Raw genomic sequence first — 20,530 nt, 5'->3', positions numbered from 1 at the left:
ATTAGTCTGGTCGGCGATGTCTACTCGACGATTCTCCCGCCGCGCCGCCGCTCTCGCGGCCGCGATCGGCGCGGCTGCGACCCTGATCACGGCGTGCGGATCCGATGTACCGGCACCTCTGCGCGTCGGTACCGACGGCACCCCCGAGATGCAGGTGGCAGCGCAGATCTACGCGGGAGCGCTCGCGCGCACCGGCGTCCGAGTCGACGTCGGCGGCCGGGCGTCGGCCGACAGACGGCTCCTCGACGAGGCGGCGCAGGGCGATGTGGACCTGTTCCCGGCGTTCACCGGCGATCTGCTGACCGCGTTGATGCCCGGGCCCGACGCCGTGTCGAGTGAAGACGTGGAGGAGGCGGTGAACCGCGCTCTGCCGCAGGGCGTGACGATCGGCGATCCGGCAGCGGTGAACGACCGCAGGCAGTTGATCCTCGCCCAGACCGTCTCCGACGCCGATCACCTCACCGACCTGGCGCAATGCGGGGCGGTGCCGCCCGGACTGCCGTTGGTGAGCACCGGCGAGCTGACCGCGGAGGAGAAGCAGGCGTTCAGCGTCTGCCGGTTCGGTGCGATCACGGAGCGCCTGACGTCGCAGCAGGTGGTCGACCGCGTCCGCGGCGGGCAGGCGCTCGGAACGCTGACCGGGCTGGAGGCGGCGACGGCGCTGGCCGGCCGCGACGACGTGACGGCCCTGCGGTCGGCCGAATCCGGGCCGATGGCGCAGGATCTCGTGCCCGTATTCCGCGCATCCCTGATCGGCAAGCCGCAGATGAAGGCGCTCAGCCGTGTCGCCGGTGAGTTGACCACCGCGGATCTGGCCGAGCTCGCCGCGCGCGTGGAGCGGGGCGCCGACCCCGCGGCCGTCGCGAACGAATGGATCGGCACGCACGGCGTCTGATCCGCCGGGCTCGTACACCGAGACGGGGCCGCCGCGACGATCGTCTCGTCGCGGCGGCCCCGTCCGTGGTCCGGGAGGCTACTTGGTGCGCTTGAGCGCCCAACCGGTGACGCGGGCGCCGATGCCCTGGTAGCCGGAGGCCACCAGACGGACGCACAGATCGAGAACCTTCGCGTCCGCGCCGACGAGGACGCGTGCGCGGTCGCGCTCGACCGCCTTGATGATGATGTCGGCGGCCTTCTCCGAGCTGGTGTTCGCCAGGTACTTGTCGAACAACTCCGCGGTCTTCGCCTGGTCGTGATCGCCCGACGTGGTCGCATTGCGGGCGATCGCCGTCTTGATTCCGCCCGGATGCACGCAGGTCACCTTGACCGGGTGCTTCGCGATGATCATCTCCTGATTCAGCGCCTCGGTGAAGCCGCGGACGGCGAACTTGGCGGAGTTGTATGCGGCCTGACCCGGTTCGGCCAGCAGGCCGAACAGCGACGAGGTGTTGACGACGTGGCCGTCGCCCGACGCGATCAGGTACGGCAGGAACGCCTTGGTGCCGTTGACGACGCCCCAGTAGTCGATGTCCATGACACGCTCGATGTCCTTGAACTCCATGGTCTCGACCTCACCGTGGTGCGCGATGCCGGCGTTGTTGAAGATCGCGTTGACGGTGCCGAAGTGGCCGGCCACGGTGTCGGCGTACGCGAGGACGGCCTCTCGCTCGGCGACGTTGAGCAACTGGCTGTGCACTTGCGCACCGGTCGCTGCGACCAGCCGCTCGGTCTCCGCGAGACCGTCCGGGTTCACATCGGAGATGGCGATCTTGGCACCGCGCTTGGCGAGCTTGACCGCCAGGTCGCGGCCCATCCCGGAACCGGCGCCGGTGATGACGATGACCTTGTTGTTGAAATCCTTCATAGTTCTCTCCTGAAGTCGGGAAGTTGCGGTGTCGGGAAGTCGGGTGCCGGTCGGGTCAGGCGTCGGTGCCGACGGGTTCGGCCGGGGCATCGTCAGCGGTCTGCACGGACTCTGCGACGACGGCGGGCCGGTCCGCGGTGCGCACGTCGTACGCGTCGAGGTCGAACGAACGCGTCTGATTGCGGAAGTTGAAGGTGAACCCCGGCCACAGGACGGTGATATCGCCGTTGTGATCCTTGTACCAGGAGGCGCACCCGCCGTTCACCCAGACACTGGACCGCAGCGTGCGCTGGATCCCCGCGTTGAAACGGTCCTGCGCGTCCTTGCGCACGTCCACTCTGGTGATGCCGTGGGCGCGTGACTTGCGCACGTAGTCCACCAGGTAGTTCAGCTGTGACTCGATCATGTACACCATCGACGTGTGGCCCAGGCCGGTCGACGGTCCGATCAGCAGCATCAGGTTCGGGAAACCGTGGACGAACGAGCCCTTGTAGGCCTGCATGCCCTCGCGCTCCCAGACCTGTGCCAGGCTCTCGCCGTTCGCTCCGACGATGGTGTCGAAGACAGGGGAGTCGGTGACGTGGAATCCGGTCGCGACGACGATCACGTCGACGTCGCGGGCGGTGCCGTCCGCGGTGACGATGCCGGTCTCGGTGATGCGGTCGATGCCGTCGGTCACCAGTTCCACGTTGTCCTGGTCGAGGGTCGGGTACCACTCATTGGACTTCAGGATGCGCTTGCAGCCCACCGCGAACCGCGGGGTCACCGCCTTGCGGAGCTCGGGATCGCGGATACCGCGGAAGATGTTGGCTCGGCTGAGCGCCTCGACGGGCTTGAGCGCCTTCGGGGCGTAGGTCATCCCGGCCGCGACCACCTCGTTGAACGAGTAGATGCCGCCGCGGATGGCCGCCTGCAGACCGGGGACGTTCTTGAACGCCCAGTTCTCCACGCTCAGGTACGGGCGCTCGTTGCGCGGGATGATCCACGGCGCGGTGCGCTGGTACACGTCCATGTGTCCGACCACCTTGCCCAGCTGCGGCACGATCTGGATCGCCGAGGCGCCGGTGCCGATGACGGCCACGCGCTTGCCGGTGAAGTCGTAGTCGGTGTCCCAGCGGGCCGAGTGCACGATCTTGCCCCGGTAGTCGCCGAAGCCCTCGATATCGGGGAGGTTCGGCTCGCACAGCGGTCCGACGCCGCCGATGAGGGTGCGCGCGGTGAGGGTGTGGCTCTCGCCGTCCCGCTCGTAGTCCAGCTTCCAGCGTCCGGCGGTCTCGTCCCACTCCGCACGGCGCACATCGGAGCCGAACAGAGCGTGCTCGCCGATGCGGTGCTTGTCGGCGACGGCGTTGATGTAGCGGTGGATCTCGGGCTGATGAGAGTACGACCGGGACCAGTCCGGGTTGAGCGCGAACGAGTAGGAGTACAGGTGCGACGGGACGTCGCACGCGGCACCCGGGTACACGTTGTCGCGCCAGGTGCCGCCGAAGTCCTGGCCGCGGTCGAGCAGGACGTAATCGTCCACACCCTCCTGGCTGAGCTTGATGGCTGCACCGAGTCCGGAGAACCCGGCTCCGATGATCGCGATCTCTACATCATGCGTTGTCATGGTGCCTACGATAAGCGCGTGTTGACCGCGAGTCAATAGGCAATTGAATTCAGGTCAATAAGCGCTTACGGTTGGTGCATGACCACCGCCAGAACCCGTTTGAGCCCTGCTGCACGCCGTCGTCAGCTCATCGATCTGGGCGTGCAGATGGCACGCGACCGTCCCCTGGAGTCGGTCACGATGGAAGCGGTCGCCGAAGCGGCGGGAGTGTCGAAGGCACTGATCTTCCACTACTTCGAGTCCAAGGCCGATTTCCATCTGAGCGTCATCACCGAGCAGGCGGAGGAGATGCTCGCCCGCACGGAGCCGCAGGCCGAGCTCGGCGATCCGATCGCGATGCTCCAGGCCTCGATGACCGCCTACGTCGACTACGTCGCCGACAACGGGCGCGGGTTCGTGGGAGTCATCCGCGGCGCGGCGAGTGCGGACGACGCGATCAGAGCGGTCGCCGACCGGACGCGCGCGGCGATGACCGAGCGGATTCTGACGCACGCGCCCGCCATCGGGATCGAACGGAGCCCGGCGATCGAACTGTCGGTGGCGGGCTGGATCGCCTTCGTGGAGGAGACGCTCGTCCGCTGGCTCGACGACCCGGTGATCACCCGGGAACAGCTCGTACAGATCTTCGTCGCCGCTCTGCCCACCCTAGCCGGGCTGGTCGGGAACGTGACTCAGACATGAGCCGGCGCCGGCGATGCCGGCCGCGGACACACGAGAGGGGCCGCCTCGCCGAAGCGGGGCGGCCCCTCTCGTGTGTCGTGTCAGAGTCGCATCAGATCAGCGGAAGGCCTGATCGATGATCTCCTGCTGCTCCACCGCGTGGACCTTGCTGGAGCCCGACGACGGCGCGGACATCGGCCGGCGCGAGATCCGGCGGAGGCCGCCGAGCAACTCGGGGAGCATCTCCGGCAGCCAGAGACCGAGGAACGGCCACGGACCCTGGTTCGCCGGCTCCTCCTGAACCCAGACGAAGTCCTTCGCGTTCGGGTACTGCTCCAGCGTGCGCGCGAGCCTGCGGTAGGGCACCGGGTACAGCTGCTCGACGCGGATGATCGCGACGTCGTCGCGACCGTCCTTCGCCTGCCGTGCGGCCAGCTCGTAGTAGAGCTTGCCGCTGACCAGCTGCACGCGCTGCACCTTGTCGCGGTCGCCGCCCTGCTTGGCGAAACGCGGATCGTCGATCACGGAGAGGAACTTGCCCTCGGTGAAATCCTCCACCGGCGAGACGGCCGCCTTGTTGCGCAGCATCGACTTCGGGGTGAAGACCACCAGCGGCCGGCTGATGCCATCGTGCACGTGGCGCCGCAGCAGGTGGAAGTAACTCGCCGGAGTCGAGGGCAGCGCGACGGTCATCGAACCCTCGGCGCACAACTGCAGGAAGCGCTCGATGCGGCCCGAGGTGTGGTCGGGACCCTGGCCCTCGTGGCCGTGCGGCAGCAGCAGCACGACGTCGCTGCGCTGACCCCACTTGGCCTCGCCGGAGCTGATGAACTCGTCGATGATCGACTGCGCACCGTTGACGAAGTCGCCGAACTGCGCCTCCCACAGGACGAGTGCGTCGGGGTCGGCGAGGGCGTAGCCGTACTCGAAGCCGAGCACGCCGTACTCGCTCAGCGGCGAGTCGTACACCAGGAAGCGGCCGGTCGCGTCGGGCAGGTGGTTCAGCGGTGTGTACTCCGAGCCGTTCTCGCGGTCGATCAGCACCGAGTGGCGCTGAGTGAACGTTCCGCGGCGGGAGTCCTGACCGGACAGCCGCACCGTGCGGCCTTCCTGAACCAGGGTGCCGAAGGCGAGGATCTCGGCGAACGACCAGTCGATGTCGCCCTTGACCGGCATCTCGTGGCGCCGCTTGATGACCGGCTTGACGCGCGGATGGGCGTTGAATCCCTCGGGCAGATTGCCGAAGGCGTCGCCGATCTCCGCGAGCTTCTCCTGCGGCACCGCGGTCACCAGCTTGGTGAGCAGCGTCTGCTCGCCCTCCACCGACGGCGACGCCTCGGGTGTGAACCGTTCGAGTTCCTTGACTTCGACGAAGACGCGCTCGAGTTGTCCCTGGTAATCGCGCAGTGCGTCCTCGGCCTCCTTGGTGGAGATGTCACCACGGCCGATCAGCGCTTCGGTGTAGCTCTTGCGGACGCTGCGGATGTTGTTGATGACGTCGTACATCGCCGGCTGGGTCATCGACGGATCGTCGCCCTCGTTGTGGCCCAGGCGGCGGTAGCAGACGAGGTCGATCACGACGTCGCGGTGGAACGCCTCGCGGTAGTCGACGGCGAGCTTGGCGGCCCAGACGCAGGCCTCCGGATCGTCGCCGTTCACGTGGAAGACCGGTGCGCCGATCATCTTCGCGATGTCGGTGCAGTACTGCGTGGAGCGCGAGTGCTCGGGTGCGGTGGTGAAACCGACCTGGTTGTTCACCACGATGTGGACGGTGCCGCCGGTGCGGTAGCCGTTCAGCATCGACATGTTCAGCACCTCGGCGACGATGCCCTGACCGGCGAAGGCGGCGTCACCGTGCAGCATCAGCGGCAGCACGTCGAACTCGCGGTCCTCCGACATGCCGTCCTGCTTGGCGCGGACGATGCCCTCGAGGACCGGGTCGACGGCCTCCAGATGGCTGGGGTTGGCGGTGAGCGAGACGGTGATCTCGTTGTCGCCGAACATCTGGTAGTACTTGCCCTCGGCGCCGAGGTGGTACTTCACGTCGCCGGAGCCGTGCGCGTCAGCGGGGCCGAGATTGCCCTCGAACTCGGTGAAGATCTTCGAGTACGGCTTGCCGACGATGTTGGCCAGGACGTTCAGCCGGCCGCGGTGCGGCATGCCGATGACGACCTCTTCGAGCTGGTGTTCGGCGCTCTGATCGAGAACCGCGTCCATCATCGGGATGACGGCTTCGGCGCCCTCGAGCGAGAAGCGCTTCTGGCCGACGTACTTGGTCGCGAGGAAGGTCTCGAACGCCTCGGCGGCGTTCAGCTTGCTCAGGATGTACTTCTGCTCGGCGACCGACGGCTTGGCGTGCTTGATCTCCACCCGCTCCTGGAGCCAGCGCTGCTGCTCCGGGTCGAGGATGTGCGTGTACTCGACGCCGACGTGGCGGCAGTAGGCGTCGCGCAGGATCGACAGCACGTCGCGCAGCTTCATGTTCCGCTGTCCGTGGAAGCCGCCGACGTTGAAGGTGCGGTCCAGATCCCAGAGAGTCAGGCCGTAGGTCAGTACGTCGAGGTCCGGATGCGAGGCCTTGGCGGCCGCGTTCATCATCAGCGGGTCGGTGTCGGCCATCAGATGACCGCGGCTGCGGTACGCGGCGATGAGCTCGAGGACGCGCGTGTTCTTGTCGACGAGTCCGGCGGGGACGTCGCGACGCCAGCGGACGGGCTCGTACGGGATCTGCAGCGAGGTGAACAGCTCGTCCCAGAAGGAGTCGTCGAGCAGCAGCGTGTGGACCTTGCGGAGGAAGTCGCCCGATTCGGCGCCCTGAATGATCCGGTGGTCGTAGGTGGACGTCAGCGTCATCAGCTTGCCGACACCCATCTCGGCGATCTGCTCATCGCTCGCGCCCTGGAACTCGGCCGGGTACTCCATGGCTCCGGCGCCGATGATGGCGCCCTGGCCCTGCATCAGCCGCGGCACCGAGTGGACGGTGCCGATGGTGCCGGGGTTGGTCAGCGAGATGGTGACGCCGGCGAAGTCCTCGGCGCCGAGCTTGCCGTCGCGGGCCCGGCGGACGATGTCCTCGTACGCCGCGACGAACTCGGAGAAGTTCTTGGTCTCGCAGCCCTTGATCGCGGCGACGACCAGCGTGCGGTTCCCGTTCTTTCCCGGCAGGTCGATCGCGAGGCCGAGATTGGTATGGGCGGGCGTGACGACGTTCGGCTTACCGTCCACGACGGCGAAGTGGCGGTTCATGTTCGGGAACGCCTTGATCGCCTGGACGATCGCATAGCCGAGGATGTGCGTGAAGCTCACCTTGCCGCCGCGGGTGCGGGCGAGGTGGTTGTTGATCACGACGCGGTTGTCGATCATCAGCTTCGCGGGAACCGCGCGGACGCTGGTCGCGGTCGGGACCTCGAGCGAGGCCGACATGTTGTGCACGATGGTCGCGGCGGGGCCGCGGAGCACCTTATTCGTGTCTGTCCCGGCATCGGCGGCAGGCTTGGCGGCGGACGCCGCCAGGCTGGTACCGGATGCGGCCTTGGTCGCGGCCGACTCACGTGCCGGTGCGGGGGCGCGGGTGGGCGCCGGTGCGGCCTTGGTCGGTTCGGTGTCGAGCGTGACCGCCTGCTTCGGAGCCACCCGGGTCGCCTGGGCCGCACCGTTCGAGGACGGGGCGGTCGCCGTCGAACCCGGGCGATAGTTCTTGAGAAGCTCGTGCCAGCTCGGATCGACTGATTCGGGGTTGGTCTGGAATCGCTGGTACATCTCCTCGACCAGCCATTCGTTTTGTCCGAAGTCGGATTCGGAAATCGAACTGCTCACAGCGCTGTCTCGCCTCAATTCACCCAGGTGTTCTTCGATCGCGTGGCGGGTGAACCGCTGGTCTCGTGAACCGCGGCCGACCTGCCATCAATCGATGGTACGCGGACCGCTCGCGGCTCGGGCGCTGTGTGCCGCACAGACGGTGACACGCCGCGGTAAGTGGTCAATCTCACGTGCTGACCACCGTGTGACAGCGGGGATCGTCTCGGTCAGCGGAACGCCGAGCGGCTCAGCCGACGCTGGAGCGGTCGGCCGGGCGCGGCCCGGCAGCCGGCGCCTCGCAGTCGTCGGGGGAGACGCCGGCGTCCCACAGACGCCGGTACTCGCCGTGTGCCGCCAGCAGTCGGTGGTGCGTGCCCCTCTCCACGATCCGGCCGCCCTCGACCACCGCGATCACATCCGCTCGTGCGGCGGTGGCGAGGCGGTGCGCGACGATCACGCTCGTGCGGCGCCGGGAGAGTGCCTCGCCGGCCGCGAGCACCTGCGCCTCGGTGGCCTGATCGAGAGTCGCGGTGGCCTCGTCGAGCAGGATCAGATCCGGCTCCACCAGTTCGGCGCGGGCCAGCGCGATCAACTGGCGTTGCCCGGACGAGAGTCCCCGCCCGCGTTCGGACACGCCGAACTCCATGCCTCCGGGGAGACCGGCGATCATCTGCGCCGCGCCCACTCGTCGCGCGGCTTCGGCGATCCTTTCGCGCGAGGCACCGGGCCTGCCGTAGGCGATGTTGTCGGCAACGGTCCCCGCGAACAGGTGGGGTTCCTGTGGGACCACGCCCAGGCGGCTGCGATAGCGGTGCAGATCGATGGTCCGCAGATCGATACCGTCCATCCGCACGCTGCCGGCCGTCGGGTCGTAGAAGCGCGCAAGCAGTTTGACGATGGTCGACTTGCCCGCGCCCGTGGTGCCGACCAGCGCCAGCGAGGTGCCCGCCGGGATGTGCATCTCGATCCCGCTCAACGCGTTGCGGTCGGCCCCGGCGTAACGGAAGTCCACGCGGTCGAGCCGAACGTCGCCGTCGAACGCGGGAGCCGCCAGTTCGGCGGGCGAGGCCTCCGAATCGGCCTGCGGTGCGTCCACCAGGGAACTCGGGGTCAGCAGCAGATCGCGGATGCGACGCAGACCGACCGCCGCCTGCTGATACGAATCGAAGACCGTCGTGAGCTGCTGCACGGGCCCGAACAACATCGCGAGGTAGAGCACGAACGCGATCAGGGTGCCCGAGGACATCGCGCCGGAGGCCACCTGATGGGTGCCGAACCCGAGGACGACGGCGGTGGCCGCGTCGGAGCAGAACGTGATGAAGGGGAAGTACACCGAGATGGCGCGCTGGGAGTCCATCCGAGCGTCGACCCACTCGTCGCTGCGCCGGCCGAACTCGGCCCGTGCCACCGGGATGTGCCGGTACACGCGTGTGGTCGCCAGACCCGCGATGTTCTCCTGGAAGTCCGCGTTCACCGCAGACACCAGTTCGCGGGTGCGGGTGTAGGCGCGCGAGCTGATCCGGCGGAACACGACGGTCGCGATCAGCAGGACCGGGAACACCGGAGCGATCACCAGACCGAGCTCCCAGTCGGTCGCGATCAGGGCGCCGAAGACACCGACCAGGGTCAGCACCGCGACCACGGCCGACGACAGCCCGTTCTGGACGAATCCGGAGAGGGCATCGACGTCCGTGGTCATCCGCGTCATGATGCGGCCCGAGAGTTCGCGCTCGTAGTAGTCGAGGCCGAGTCGTTGCAGGTGGGCGTAGCTGCGGATGCGGAGGCCGTACAGGACGCGTTCTCCCGCGCGGGCCGCCGCCACCACGTTCACCGCCCCCGCGATCCAGGCGGCGGCGACGAGCGCGAAGCCGGTGAGCGCGGCGACCCCGATCACGTCGGCATCCGAACGCGAGGCGGCGTCCAGAACTGTGCGCGCCAGCGACGGGAAGGCCAGTCCGATCAGCGTGTCCGCAGCGATCGTCGCCAGCACCACGGCGAGCAGACCGGCCACCGGACGCAGAATCTGTTTGAGACTGAAGTCGGTGCGTTCGGCGCGGGCGGCCTCGACGTCCACCTTCGGATCGTCGTCGGCGGGCGGCAGTGCGGCCACCGCGGCACGGATCTCGTCGGTGGCGGGCATGGCGCCGAGCACTCCGGCCCGACCGCCGCCGCCGGGACCGATGCGCATCGGGGGCGCGGCCTCACGGCGGGCTTTCGGAGCCGGCGCGTCGACGCCGCCGGGCCACAGCTCCTCGATGCCGATGTCGTTCTGCGCGCGCACGCTCGCGGAGGCCGCCGCCCGCTGTTCCGCGGTGTCGGTCGGCGACATCAGCGCGCGGAAACGCGCACTGCGTTCGGTGAGTTCGGCGACCGTTCCGACGTCGCTGACCACGCCGTCGTCGAGGACCGCGACCCGATCGGCGATCGCCAGCGTGGAATCGCGGTGCGCCAACACCAGCATCGTGGTCCCGAGAGCGCGGAAATGAGCGAAGATCCGCGCCTCGGTCGCGGCATCGACCGCCGACGTCGCGTCGTCGAGGACCAGTACCCGGCTGCCCTGATACAGGGCTCGGGCGAGGGCGACTCGCTGTCTCTGTCCTCCGGACAGAGTGAGGCCTCGCTCGCCCACCTCGGTGGCGTATCCGTCCGGCAGTTCCGCGGCGAAGTCGGCGGCCGCCGCGCGTGCGGCGGCCCGGATGGAATCGTCGACCCCGTCCGGCGGCACCGGTTGCGGGCCGAGGCCGATGTTCGCGGCGATCGTCGTCGAATACAGGAACGGGTCGTCGAAGGCGAACGCCACTGCTCGGTACAGTTCGTCCGGCGCCAGCTCTGTGACGTCCAGACCGCTTCCCTCGGCGCCGATGAGCGCGACCGTCCCCGACTCGGCCCGATAGGCGCCGGTCACGAGTTCGGCGAGGGTCGACTTGCCGGATCCGGGCGCGCCGACCACGGCGACGCATTCCCCCGGCGCCACGCGCAGGTCGACGCCGCGGAGAACCCGGCGTCCGCCGAGCGTGAGTCCGACGCCGTCGAAGCTCAGGCCGAGCGGGCCGTCGGGAACGGTCGTCGTGTTCTCGAAGGCGCGATCGCGCGGGTGGTCGGCCACCTCGTACACGCGAGTCACCGCCGATGCGGCGAGCTGCGCGTTCACGACCAGGTTGGTGAGGATGCGCGCGAGGCCGGTCATGGTGGCGAGATAGGTGGAGAAGGCGAGGAACGTGCCCGCGGTGATGTCGCCGGCATAAACGAGGTATCCGCCGAGACCGATGACGGCGACCATCCCGAGTTGCGGAATCGATGCCATGGTCGGCGTGAAGCGCGCGCTCAGGTTTGCGGCGCGCAGTTTGAAGCGGTACAGCCGCTCGCCCAGGGCGGCGAGTTCGTCGGTGGCCCTGCGTTCCTGGCCGAAACCCTTCACCACACGCACGCCGGTCACCGTCTCCTCGACGTGGCCGGCCACCTCGGCTGAGGCCTGCTGCGCCGCCCAGGTGGCGGCGAACAGCCGTTTGCGGCTGCGGTACACGATCACCGCGATGAGCGGGACGATGGCGATCGCGACCAGCGTCAGCAGCGGCGACAGCCAGGCCATCACACCCAGCGACAGCACCACCTGGACCGCGCCGCCGAGCGAGAGCGGTGCCATGGCCAGCAGTGACTGGACCACCTGGAGGTCGGAGATGGAGCGGGACACCACTTGGCCGGTGCGAATCGTGTCGCGCGCCGGTCCGTCGACGTGATGGAGGGTGTCGAGCAGCCGGCGGCGCAGACCGTCTTGGACCGTGACCGACATGCGACCGGCGGTCATCCGTCGGCCGAACTGACACGCGTAGCGCAGTGCCGCGGCCACCAGCAGGGCACCGATGAGGACGGGAAGTCCCACACGGGCCGCCTGCTGACCGGTGGCCGAATCGATGGCGGCCTTGGTGATGAGTGGAGTGACCAGATCGACGGCAACGGCGCCGAGGGTGACGGTGACCAGCACCACGGCGAGGCGGCGGTGTCGTCCGCACTCGCCGACCAGGCGGCGAATCCAGCCCTGCGCGGCCGGCGCCGCGCGGCCGGTCAACCGGCCTCGATCGTGCGCTGGTGCGCGAGAACCTCCCCGTCGACGTCCCAGAAGCGGGGCGGGGGACCGAAGGCTTCGCGCGCATTGCGGACCACGAGCGACCCCAGCGCCCGGTTGCCGACGCCGCCGACCACCGCGCCGATGCCGCCCGGAATGAGCTTGCCCATCACGACGGGTGCCTTGCCGATCGTGAACTTCTTGATGAACCGGTTGCCGAGCGTCTTATTGAGCGTCGAGAGGTTGACCCCGGGCATCCCGGGCACGCCGAGCTTGGCGATCGCGTCACCGCCTCGCGCTCCGAGCGCTTTCCCGACGACAGACGTGCCCTCTTCGCCGAGCGCGACGGCGAGCACCAGCGTCTTGCGGCGTTCGGTGTCCGCAGGCGAGATGCCGTGGACTTCGGCGACCGCCAGGGCCAGCAGGGCGGACGCCTCGATGAACACGGCGCTCTCCGCGGTGATCGCGCCGAGGGCGGTCAGGGTGCCCACGCCGGGAATCGCCGCGGCCGCGCCGACCGCGCCTCCCGATGCGGTGACCGAGCGCAGGTAGTGCTTCTCCAGCCGTCGGATCACCTGCTCGGGACCCTCGTCGGGATGCTTGCGGCGCACGCGGCGCACGTACTTCGCCACCGCCGGTTGTTGAAGTCGCTGGGCCTTGTCGACGAGCACGGTCAAGATCGCCAGCGACGACTTACCCGCGTTCTGGGCGGCCCGGCCGTCGACGTACGTCACCGGAGCGGGCGCGCCACTGCGGCGGTTGTCGTCGCTGTGCGCGACGGATTTCGACTTGCGCATGTGTCGATCCTCCCTGTCGGCCGGGCTGTCGGCGCGGACGTGTACTCCGATTCCGCGCGAGGATTCCGCGCGACCGGTGCGCGACGCGATGGCCGGGCGACGACTCCACAATATGCGCGACCACTGACATCGGTGGTGCGCCGAGCGTCCGCCAGAGAGCCCGGCGGCGTCCGGAACAGGTCGGTGAGCGGTGTTAACCTGATGCCCTCGCTCGGCCTCGCGCCGATGTCCGGATCCGAAAGGACGCGCACGTGACCACAACCCTGCAGACTCCGGTGTTCAAATCGGTCACCGATCGGCCGTGGGCGGCGTTGATGGCGCTGTGCGTCGGCTTCTTCATGATCCTCGTCGACATGACGATCGTCGCGGTCGCCCAGCCGCAGATCATGGAGGCGCTCGACGCCGATGTGAACGGGATCGTCTGGGTGACCAGCGCCTATCTGCTCACCTACGCGGTGCCGCTGCTGGTCGCCGGCCGTCTCGGCGACAAGATCGGGCCGAAGCGGGTGTACCAGGCCGGCCTGTTCCTGTTCACCGCTGCGAGCGTGTGGTGCGGACTGTCGGGAAGCATCGGCGAACTCATCGCGGCCCGCAGCGTGCAGGGACTCGGCGCGGCGCTGATCACACCGCAGACCATGGCGCTCATCACCCGCATCTTCCCGCCCGAGCGGCGCGGTGCGGCGATGGGCGTCTGGGGCACGGTCGCCGGTGTCGCCACACTGGTCGGTCCGCTTCTCGGCGGCGTCCTCACCGACTCGCTGGGGTGGGAGTGGATCTTCTTCGTCAATCTCCCGGTCGGGCTGGTCGGACTGGTGCTCGCCCAGATGCTGGTGCCCAGGGTGGAGACCCATGACCACAAGTTCGACTGGGTCGGCGTCGCGCTGTCCGCGGTGGGTCTGACGGCGCTGGTCTTCGGCATCCAGGAGGGAGAGTCGTACCACTGGGCGGCATGGATCTGGGTGCTCATCGGCGCCGGAGTCGCGGTGATGGGGGTGTTCGTCTTCTGGGAGAGCCGCACGCGGGGGGAGCCGCTGGTGCCCCTGTCGCTGTTCCGCGACCGCAACTTCAGTGTGTCGAACGTGGGTATCGCCACGATGGGATTCGCCGTCTCCGGTTCGATGATCCCGATCATGTTCTTCCTCCAGCTGGTCGGTGGGATGTCGCCGCTGCGGTCGGCGCTCGTCCTGGTGCCGATGGCCGTGCTGACCGGCATCTTCGCGCCGATCGTCGGGCGCGTGCTCGACCGGGTCCATCCGCGAAACGTGGTCGCGCTCGGACTGTTCGTCTATGCGGTGGCGTCCTTCTGGGCCGGAGCCGTGTTCCGGCCGGAGAGCCCGGTGTGGCTCGTGGTCGCGCCCACGCTCCTGATGGGTCTGGCGAGCGCCGGGATCTGGGCGCCGCTGGCGGCGACCGTGACGCGGAATCTGCCCTGGCATCAGGCGGGGGCGGGCGCCGGCGTGTACAACACCACGCGGGTCATCGGCTCGGTGATCGGTTCGGCGGGAATCGGTGCGCTGATGATGTCACGGCTCTCGGCGCACCTGCCGGGAGTCGACACCGCCGGCCACAGCGGGGAGGTTCACCAGCTGCCGGAGTTCTTGCGCGACGGATTCGCGAGAGCGATGGGCGAGTCGATCTATCTCGGCGCCGCCGTCCTGCTGGTGGGTGCCGTCGCCACGCTCTTCCTCGTGCGGACCTGAGTCGGTTCGGCGGACTGAGCCGCGGCCGCGTCTGACCCGGATTGTCGGAGGTGCCTCGTACCATCGTCACGACGGGCCGACTCCGGTCCGACAGACGATCTGGAGGGAGCGGGAGCATGTCACGGCCGGCCTACGACGATTCGGCGCTCGACGGCGCGTCGTGCGTGACGGAACCGCTGTTCGACCTCGAACCGCTGGCATTGTTCTCCGTCCCCGCCGACGCTGCGGAATCGACGCCCGAGCCCGCCGCGGCACGGAGCGTCACCTTCCTGCACACGGCCGACTGGCAACTCGGCATGACCCGGCACTTCCTGTCCGGGGACGCGCAGTCGACGTACAGTGCGGCCCGCGACGACGCAGTGGTGCGCATCGGCGATCTCGCACGCGCCACCGGAGCGGAGTTCGTCGTGGTCTGCGGAGACGTCTTCGACGACCCCCGGGTGTCGACCCGGATCATCCGCCGCACGCTCGCTGCGCTGGGTGAGTATCCGGTCCCGGTGTACCTGCTGCCCGGCAATCACGATCCGCTCGATGCCACCAGCGTGTACCGCTCGCGCGAGTTCGTCGCCGCCTGCCCGGACAACGTCATCGTCCTCGACGAGCCCGGGGTGGTGGCGGTGCGCGACGGTGTCGCATTGGTGGCGGCCCCGTGGACCACGAAACGGCCGTTGACCGACCTGGTGAGCGATCAACTGTCCCAGCTGACCGAGTCCGACGACATTCGGATCGTGGTCGGACACGGCGGGGTCGATTCGCTCAGTCCCAACGACGACCCGTCGATCGTCGGCAGCACCGCCCTGGATGTCGCGGTGGCCGCGGAGCTCGTCGACTACGTCGCCCTGGGGGATCGTCATTCGCTCACTTCGGTCGGCGACTCGGGGCGCGTGTGGTACTCCGGTGCGCCAGAGGTGACCGCGTTCGATCATGTCGAGTCCGCGCCGGGGCACGTTCTGGAGGTGACCCTGAGCCGGGGCGGCGAGTCCTCGATCGAGGTGACCCCGCACCGCGTGGGGCAGTGGTCGTTTCGCACGATCCGCGAGCACATGAACGGCGCTGACGACATCGCGCGGCTGCGCGGACTGTTCTCCGAGATCCCGGACAAGTCGCGCACGGTGGTGCAGTTGGCGTTGACCGGGACCATCAGCGTGACCGACGAAGTCGCACTGGCCGACCTGCTCGACGAGTTCGGCGACCGGTTCGCGGCGTTGAAGATCTGGGAGCGGCACCACGACTTGACCGTCGTGTCCGATCCTTCCGATGTGGCCCAGCTCGATCTCCAAGGCTATGCGGCGCTCGCCGCGGCCGAGCTGGCCGAGCGGGCGGCGTCGGATTCCGACACCGCGGACGCCGCCGACGCGCGCGCGGCCCTCGCCCTGCTGTACCGGCTGTCGGGGGCGGGCCGATGAGACTGCACCGACTGCGAGTGGCGAACTTCCGCGGAGTGGCCGCCCGCGAGGTGGAGTTCGCCGACACGGGCGTCACCGTCATCGAGGGCGACAACGAGGCGGGCAAGTCGTCGATGATGGAGGCCTTCGACCTGTTGCTGACCGCTCAGGCGAGCAGCAAGGCGAGGAACGTCCGTGCCGTCCAGCCCGCGGGGCGCGACGTCGGTACCGAGGTTTGGGCCGATATCTCTTGCGGCTCTTGGCGTTTCGAGTACTTCAAACGTTTCAATCGGCAGCCGGAGACCACCTTGACGATCACGCGGCCGGTGTGTGAGCAACTCACCGGGCGCGAGGCGCACGAGCGTGTGGACCAGATTCTCGCGGAGGCGCTCGACAAGACGTTGTTCGGGGCGCTCCGATTGCTGCAGTCGGCCGACCCGCGGTTGGGCGACCTCGCGAACAGTTCGGCGCTCTCGCAGGCGCTCGACCGTGCGGCGGGACAGTCCGAGTCGGACGGCGGCGAGACGCCGCAGACCCAGGAACTGGTCGCGGCGGTGGCCGCGGAGTACAAGAAGTACTTCACCCTCGCCCAAGGACGGCCGACCGGTGAACTCGCCGCGGCCGCCGATGCGGCCGATCGGGCAGCCGCCGCGGTCGCCGAGCGCGAGGAGATCCTGGCGCGGGTTCAGGACGCCGCTGATCGGCTTCCCCGCGTGGCCGAGACCATCCGAGGGTTGGTGGCGCAAGAGCAGTCGGGCAACGTCGAGGTCTCCACCGCCGCCGCGGCGTTGGCGGAGGCCGAAGCGGTGAGCGAGCAGGTCAAGGCGGCTCGGGCCACAGTCGAGAGCAGGAAGCTGTCGCACCGGGTCGCGGCCGACGCGCTGCGAAGCCGTCGGCGCGACCGGGAACGAGCCGCGGCGCTGCGCGAGTCCCTCGCGGAGAATCGCCGAGCCGTGAGTCAGGCGCGCGCGAAGGCCGAGGCCGCCGCCGGCGAGGCGGCCGAGCTTGCGTCGGCGCTCGCGGAATCGCAGAAGCGGCGAGACGACCTCGGCGCGGAACTCCGGGCGGCCGAGAGGGCGGCGGTGGTCGCATCGGATCGGGCCCGTCTGGCCCGCCTGGACAACTCACTCGACGAGGTCCGGCGGCTGCGATCGGAATTGGCGTCGGCGCGTGCCGAAGCCGCAGCCGTCCCGGTGAGCGAGGACGACGTCCGGCTCGCCGCCGCACTCGAGCGCGATCTCGCCGCCACCGCGGCTCGGCTCGACGCGGCCGCACCCACGGTCACGATCACTCGCCTGGGCGCGGACGAGGTCCTCCTCGACGGTGAGACGGCGGCGGACGGTGCGCAGGTCTCGGCGGCGCGGCCCACAGTCGTGGAGGTGCCGGGATCGGTGCGCGTCGAGGTCCGGCCGGGCGCCGATTCCGCCGAGCCGGCCGCAGAACTGGAGACGCTCCGCGAGCGGGCCGCAGAGCTTCGTCGCCGGTGCGGAGTAGCCGAACTGTCGCTCGTCGCATCGGCGGCCGCGCGACGAGCGGAGATCCTTCGGCGGATTCAGGACACCGAGCGTGCCCTGGCGCGCGAGCTCGGCGGAGCCGAGGCGGAGGACCTCGAACGGCAGCGCCTGGACCTGCTGTCTCGCCTCCCTGAGCAGGCGGGAGCAGACGCCGGCAACGGGCACGAGGGGGAGCGCGCTCACGCCGACCTCGCCGAGCTCCGGCGGATCGAACGTGAGGCGTCCGATCTCGCCGCGGAAGCCGACCGAGCACGGCAGGCGCGGCTGGCAGCGGTGCGTGAGTACGAGTCGCGGGCATCGGCGCTGGAGGAGACCGGCGTCCGCATCGCCGAAGAGTCGGCCGCACTGGAGTCCGAGCTCAGCGCCTCCGCCGCGGCGGCCTCCGACGAGACGCTCGCGGAGCGGGTCTGTGAGCACGCGGCCGAGGTCGACGACGCGGAGGCGGATCTGGCTCGGCTGACGCAGCGCCTCGAGCAGCTGGATCTGAACGGTTTGCGCGAGAAGCTCGCGCAGGCCGAGGCCGCGCAGGACCGGCTGCGCAGGCAGGTGTCGGAGCAGAAGCGAATCCAGACCGAGCTGTCGACCAGACTCGAGGTGTGCCGAAGCGACGGACGTCTCGATGAACTGTCGGAGGCGGTCGCGGCGAACGACGCCGCGCAGGCGCACCTGCAACGCGTCCGAGAGCGCGCCGCAGGAGCGCGTGTGCTGCACGAGACGCTGCAGCGCAAGCGCAACGAGAGCCGCGCGCGGTACGTGGATCCATTCGCCGAGCGTCTGGAGGAGCTGGCGGCCCCGGTCTTCGGCTCCGGTGTGTCGTTCCACATCGACGACGACTTCGTCATCGCCACCCGCACCCTCGACGGCGTCACGGTCGACGTCGACTCGCTCTCGGGCGGTGCCAAGGAGCAGCTCGGTCTGCTCGCCCGGCTCGCCTGCGCCACTTTGGTCGACAAGGCCGACGGGGTGCCGTTGATCCTCGACGATGCGCTCGGCTACACCGATCCGACGCGCCTGGCGTCGATGGCCCATGTGCTCGGCACCGCGGGTGGCGATGCGCAGATCATCGTCCTGACCTGCACGCCCGACCGGTACCGGGAAGTGGCCGGAGCCAAGCTGATCGCCGTCTGACGCGCTGCGGTGACCCCGGTGTTGGGCGGTGAGGTCCCTGTGCGCTAATGTTGCTTTCGCCCGATGAGCCCCCCTAGCTCAGGGGATAGAGCGTCTGCCTCCGGAGCAGAAGGTCGTAGGTTCGAATCCTACGGGGGGCACCAGAACGTTCTTACTCGAACCGACACGGAACATGTCGGCGAGCCGGAACCGATGGTTCAATCCAGACTCCCCGGAATCTCCGGGGAGTCGTTGGTTTTTCAGCACGTCAGAGACGCGCAGCGCGGGTTAAAGGCCAGAATGTGTGTATGGCCCGGGCGTGGCGTCGGGTGGTTTATCTGTTTCGACCTCCCCATCCATGCTTGGATGCCGTTGCCGTCTTCCCAGGTGCAGGTGGTGGGACTTCGATGTTCCAGCACCAGAAGCGTGATCGGCGGAACGTGCGGGCGCTGATGTGGTCGGGTTGTCGGCCGTGCAGGAGCCAGGTGAGGAACGCGGTGAGTTCGGCTTTGCGGGTGATGTCGGGGCGTTTCTGGGTGCTGGAGGGCCGCAGTCTTTGCAGCGCCAGCGGGTGCGGCCGGCGCTGGTGGTTCCGTTCTTGACGAGCTTGCGGCCGCATACACCACATGAGGGGCAATTCCGAGAACCTGACACCGGACATGCTTCAAAGCATGTCCGGCCCACTGTCAGTCGAGGTCTGAAGCGCCCTGGGTTCCGTTCCGAGTCTCAGCAAGGAGAATCGGAGTATGCCCAAGAAGTTCAGTCCAGAGCTGCGTGAGCGTGCCGTGCGCATGGTCTACGACCGCCAAGCCCGCGAGGGCGGCCCTCGCGCAGCATCGATCCGTGCCGTCGCGCCGCAGCTCGGTGTCGGCACAGAGACGCTGCGGATCTGGTGCAATCGCTACGGCGCCACCGAGCCGGTCGGACCGGGAGAGCCGCTCGAGGAGGAGAATCGCCGTCTCCGGCGGGAGCTCGCCGAGGCGCGACGTGCGAACGAGATCCTGAAGGCCGCCTCAGCGTTTTTCGCAGCGGAACTCGACCGCCCCACGACGAAATGATCGCGTTCGTCGACATGCATCGCGAGAAGTTCGGGGTCGAGGCCATCTGCCGCATCCTCAGTGCGACAGAATGTGGGTTCATCACCTCCCGCGGATACCGCGCTGCCAAGAACAGGCCGGCCTCCGCTCGCAGCGTTCGGGACGAGATGCTGGCGGAGGAGGTGCAGCGGATTCATCAGGCGAACTACAGCGTCTATGGGGTCCGGAAGATGTGGCACGCAATGCGCCACGCAGGATGGAACGTCGGTCGCGACCAGGTCGCGAGGCTGATGAAGATCGCCGGCCTGCAGGGCGTTCGCCGAGGTCGAAAGCCCGTCACCACCTGCTCCGCAGACGGAGATGACCAGCGCCCGGACCTCGTTGAACGGCGGTTCGTCGCGGATCGACCGCAGCAGCTTTGGGTCGCCGACATCACCTACGTCCGGATGCTCTCCGGGTTCTGCTACGTCGCATTCGTTACCGATGTCTTCAGTCGCAGAATTGTCGGCTGGGCGGTCGCGCCCACGCTCCACACGGAGTCTCTGCCATTGCTCGCACTGGAGCATGCACTGCAGTCCACCGGGGTGAGCAGGAACGAAAGCGGATTGATCCACCATTCCGACAGGGGTAGTCAATACGTTTCGCTCGCCTATTCGGACGCTCTGCTCGCCGCGGGAGTTACGGCTTCAGTAGGTACCGTCGGCGATAGCTACGATAACGCGCTGGCCGAGACAGTGAACGGCCTATACAAGGCGGAGTTGATCTACTCCAAGCGGATCTGGGAGTCAGTCAGCGAGGTTGAGCTCGCCACGATGGGCTGGGTCCACTGGTGGAACACCTCCCGGCTCCACGAAGCTCTCGGCTACCGCACCCCGGCGAACGTCGAAGCGACCTACACTCACACCACGACGACCGCGCCCGCGACCGTGTAACCACGGAACGAAACCCAGGGCGCTTCAGTCAGGCACCGGAAACCGGCGTATCTGTACACACATTTTGGCCTTTAACCCTCAGAGACGCGCAGCGCTTCATCGTCACGCGCCGCAGCGACAACGC

At 68.5% G+C, this 20,530-nt stretch carries 11 protein-coding genes, 1 tRNA gene, 1 pseudogene and 1 other annotated feature; of the genes and pseudogenes, 7 read left to right on the top strand and 6 right to left on the bottom strand.

What is annotated here, in order from left to right; all coding sequences use genetic code 11:
- Nucleotides 1-16: 16 nt before the first annotated feature.
- Nucleotides 17-895: a glycine betaine ABC transporter substrate-binding protein gene (locus ACE11G_RS11875; protein ID WP_346075753.1), complete on the top strand. Its 879-nt coding sequence runs from the start codon at nucleotides 17-19 to the stop codon at nucleotides 893-895.
- Between the two features lie 78 nt (nucleotides 896-973).
- On the opposite strand, the gene ACE11G_RS11870 is transcribed toward ACE11G_RS11875, so the two are convergent.
- Nucleotides 974-1,804: an SDR family oxidoreductase gene (locus ACE11G_RS11870; RefSeq protein WP_045538384.1), complete on the bottom strand. Its 831-nt coding sequence runs from the start codon at nucleotides 1,802-1,804 to the stop codon at nucleotides 974-976.
- A 55-nt stretch (nucleotides 1,805-1,859) separates the two neighbouring features.
- Nucleotides 1,860-3,413 (bottom strand): flavin-containing monooxygenase, encoded by a 1,554-nt coding sequence (locus tag ACE11G_RS11865; RefSeq protein WP_375002281.1) that lies wholly within the window; start codon nucleotides 3,411-3,413, stop codon nucleotides 1,860-1,862.
- 78 nt (nucleotides 3,414-3,491) lie between these two features.
- Here ACE11G_RS11865 and ACE11G_RS11860 point away from each other — a divergent pair, with 78 nt between their 5' ends.
- Nucleotides 3,492-4,094, top strand: coding sequence for a TetR/AcrR family transcriptional regulator (locus tag ACE11G_RS11860; protein ID WP_006896434.1), 603 nt, complete (start codon nucleotides 3,492-3,494; stop codon nucleotides 4,092-4,094).
- 96 nt (nucleotides 4,095-4,190) lie between these two features.
- Here the strand turns inward: ACE11G_RS11860 and ACE11G_RS11855 are convergent, their stop codons facing one another.
- From ACE11G_RS11855 to ACE11G_RS11845, 3 genes are all read right to left on the bottom strand, one after another.
- Nucleotides 4,191-7,889 (bottom strand): multifunctional oxoglutarate decarboxylase/oxoglutarate dehydrogenase thiamine pyrophosphate-binding subunit/dihydrolipoyllysine-residue succinyltransferase subunit, encoded by a 3,699-nt coding sequence (locus tag ACE11G_RS11855; protein ID WP_375002279.1) that lies wholly within the window; start codon nucleotides 7,887-7,889, stop codon nucleotides 4,191-4,193.
- A gap of 229 nt (nucleotides 7,890-8,118) precedes the next feature.
- Nucleotides 8,119-11,937 carry an ABC transporter ATP-binding protein gene (locus ACE11G_RS11850; RefSeq protein ID WP_375002277.1) on the bottom strand — a complete coding sequence of 1,273 codons (3,819 nt, stop codon included), beginning with the start codon at nucleotides 11,935-11,937 and terminating at the stop codon, nucleotides 8,119-8,121.
- Nucleotides 11,934-12,731, bottom strand: coding sequence for a hypothetical protein (locus tag ACE11G_RS11845; protein ID WP_006896431.1), 798 nt, complete (start codon nucleotides 12,729-12,731; stop codon nucleotides 11,934-11,936). The genes ACE11G_RS11850 and ACE11G_RS11845 overlap by 4 nt, the downstream gene beginning before the upstream one ends.
- 314 nt (nucleotides 12,732-13,045) lie before the next feature.
- On the opposite strand from ACE11G_RS11845, the gene ACE11G_RS11840 reads away from it, so the two are divergent.
- The 4 genes from ACE11G_RS11840 (at nucleotide 13,046) to ACE11G_RS11825 (ending at nucleotide 18,601) form a co-directional block, all read left to right on the top strand.
- Nucleotides 13,046-14,431 carry a DHA2 family efflux MFS transporter permease subunit gene (locus tag ACE11G_RS11840; RefSeq protein ID WP_375004147.1) on the top strand — a complete coding sequence of 462 codons (1,386 nt, stop codon included), beginning with the start codon at nucleotides 13,046-13,048 and terminating at the stop codon, nucleotides 14,429-14,431.
- 116 nt (nucleotides 14,432-14,547) lie between these two features.
- The gene (locus ACE11G_RS11835; RefSeq protein ID WP_375002274.1) at nucleotides 14,548-15,837 is read left to right on the top strand and encodes an exonuclease SbcCD subunit D; all 1,290 of its coding nucleotides are present in this window, start codon (nucleotides 14,548-14,550) and stop codon (nucleotides 15,835-15,837) included.
- A complete protein-coding gene (locus ACE11G_RS11830) occupies nucleotides 15,834-18,458 on the top strand; it encodes an AAA family ATPase (protein ID WP_375002272.1) in 2,625 nt (874 codons plus the stop codon). Before ACE11G_RS11835 ends, ACE11G_RS11830 begins: the two co-directional genes overlap by 4 nt.
- A gap of 67 nt (nucleotides 18,459-18,525) precedes the next feature.
- Nucleotides 18,526-18,601: transfer RNA gene (locus tag ACE11G_RS11825), tRNA-Arg, on the top strand.
- 221 nt (nucleotides 18,602-18,822) lie between these two features.
- Here the strand turns inward: ACE11G_RS11825 and ACE11G_RS11820 are convergent.
- Nucleotides 18,823-19,091 (bottom strand): annotated as a pseudogene (locus ACE11G_RS11820) (IS256 family transposase); the annotation flags it as partial.
- Nucleotides 19,092-19,183: 92 nt separating this feature from the next.
- Between ACE11G_RS11820 and ACE11G_RS11815 the strand changes: the two are divergent.
- Nucleotides 19,184-20,406, top strand: a protein-coding gene (locus ACE11G_RS11815) for an IS3 family transposase (RefSeq protein WP_085948520.1) whose coding sequence is annotated in 2 segments (ribosomal slippage) — nucleotides 19,184-19,463 and nucleotides 19,463-20,406 — 1,224 coding nt in all. Because the reading frame shifts where the segments join, the coding sequence is not laid out codon by codon here.
- Nucleotides 19,453-19,586: a sequence feature (AL1L pseudoknot), on the top strand. Its footprint overlaps the gene before it by 134 nt.
- Nucleotides 20,407-20,530 lie beyond the last annotated feature (124 nt).

Origin of the sequence: Gordonia sp. PS3 (assembly GCF_041950545.1) — a bacterium.
In the GTDB taxonomy this organism is placed as follows: Bacteria; Actinomycetota; Actinomycetes; order Mycobacteriales; family Mycobacteriaceae; genus Gordonia; species Gordonia sihwensis.
This window is presented reverse-complemented; position numbering and strand designations above follow the sequence as displayed.

Excerpts from the sequence above, each read along its gene's own strand:
- ACE11G_RS11875 (WP_346075753.1), top strand. The coding sequence starts at position 17 with ATGTCTACTCGACGATTCTCCCGCCGCGCCGCCGCTCTCGCGGCCGCG.
- ACE11G_RS11870 (WP_045538384.1), bottom strand. The coding sequence starts at position 1,804 with ATGAAGGATTTCAACAACAAGGTCATCGTCATCACCGGCGCCGGTTCC.
- ACE11G_RS11865 (WP_375002281.1), bottom strand. The coding sequence starts at position 3,413 with ATGACAACGCATGATGTAGAGATCGCGATCATCGGAGCCGGGTTCTCC.
- ACE11G_RS11860 (WP_006896434.1), top strand. The coding sequence starts at position 3,492 with ATGACCACCGCCAGAACCCGTTTGAGCCCTGCTGCACGCCGTCGTCAG.
- ACE11G_RS11845 (WP_006896431.1), bottom strand. The coding sequence starts at position 12,731 with ATGCGCAAGTCGAAATCCGTCGCGCACAGCGACGACAACCGCCGCAGT.
- ACE11G_RS11840 (WP_375004147.1), top strand. The coding sequence starts at position 13,046 with ATGGCGCTGTGCGTCGGCTTCTTCATGATCCTCGTCGACATGACGATC.
- ACE11G_RS11835 (WP_375002274.1), top strand. The coding sequence starts at position 14,548 with ATGTCACGGCCGGCCTACGACGATTCGGCGCTCGACGGCGCGTCGTGC.
- ACE11G_RS11830 (WP_375002272.1), top strand. The coding sequence starts at position 15,834 with ATGAGACTGCACCGACTGCGAGTGGCGAACTTCCGCGGAGTGGCCGCC.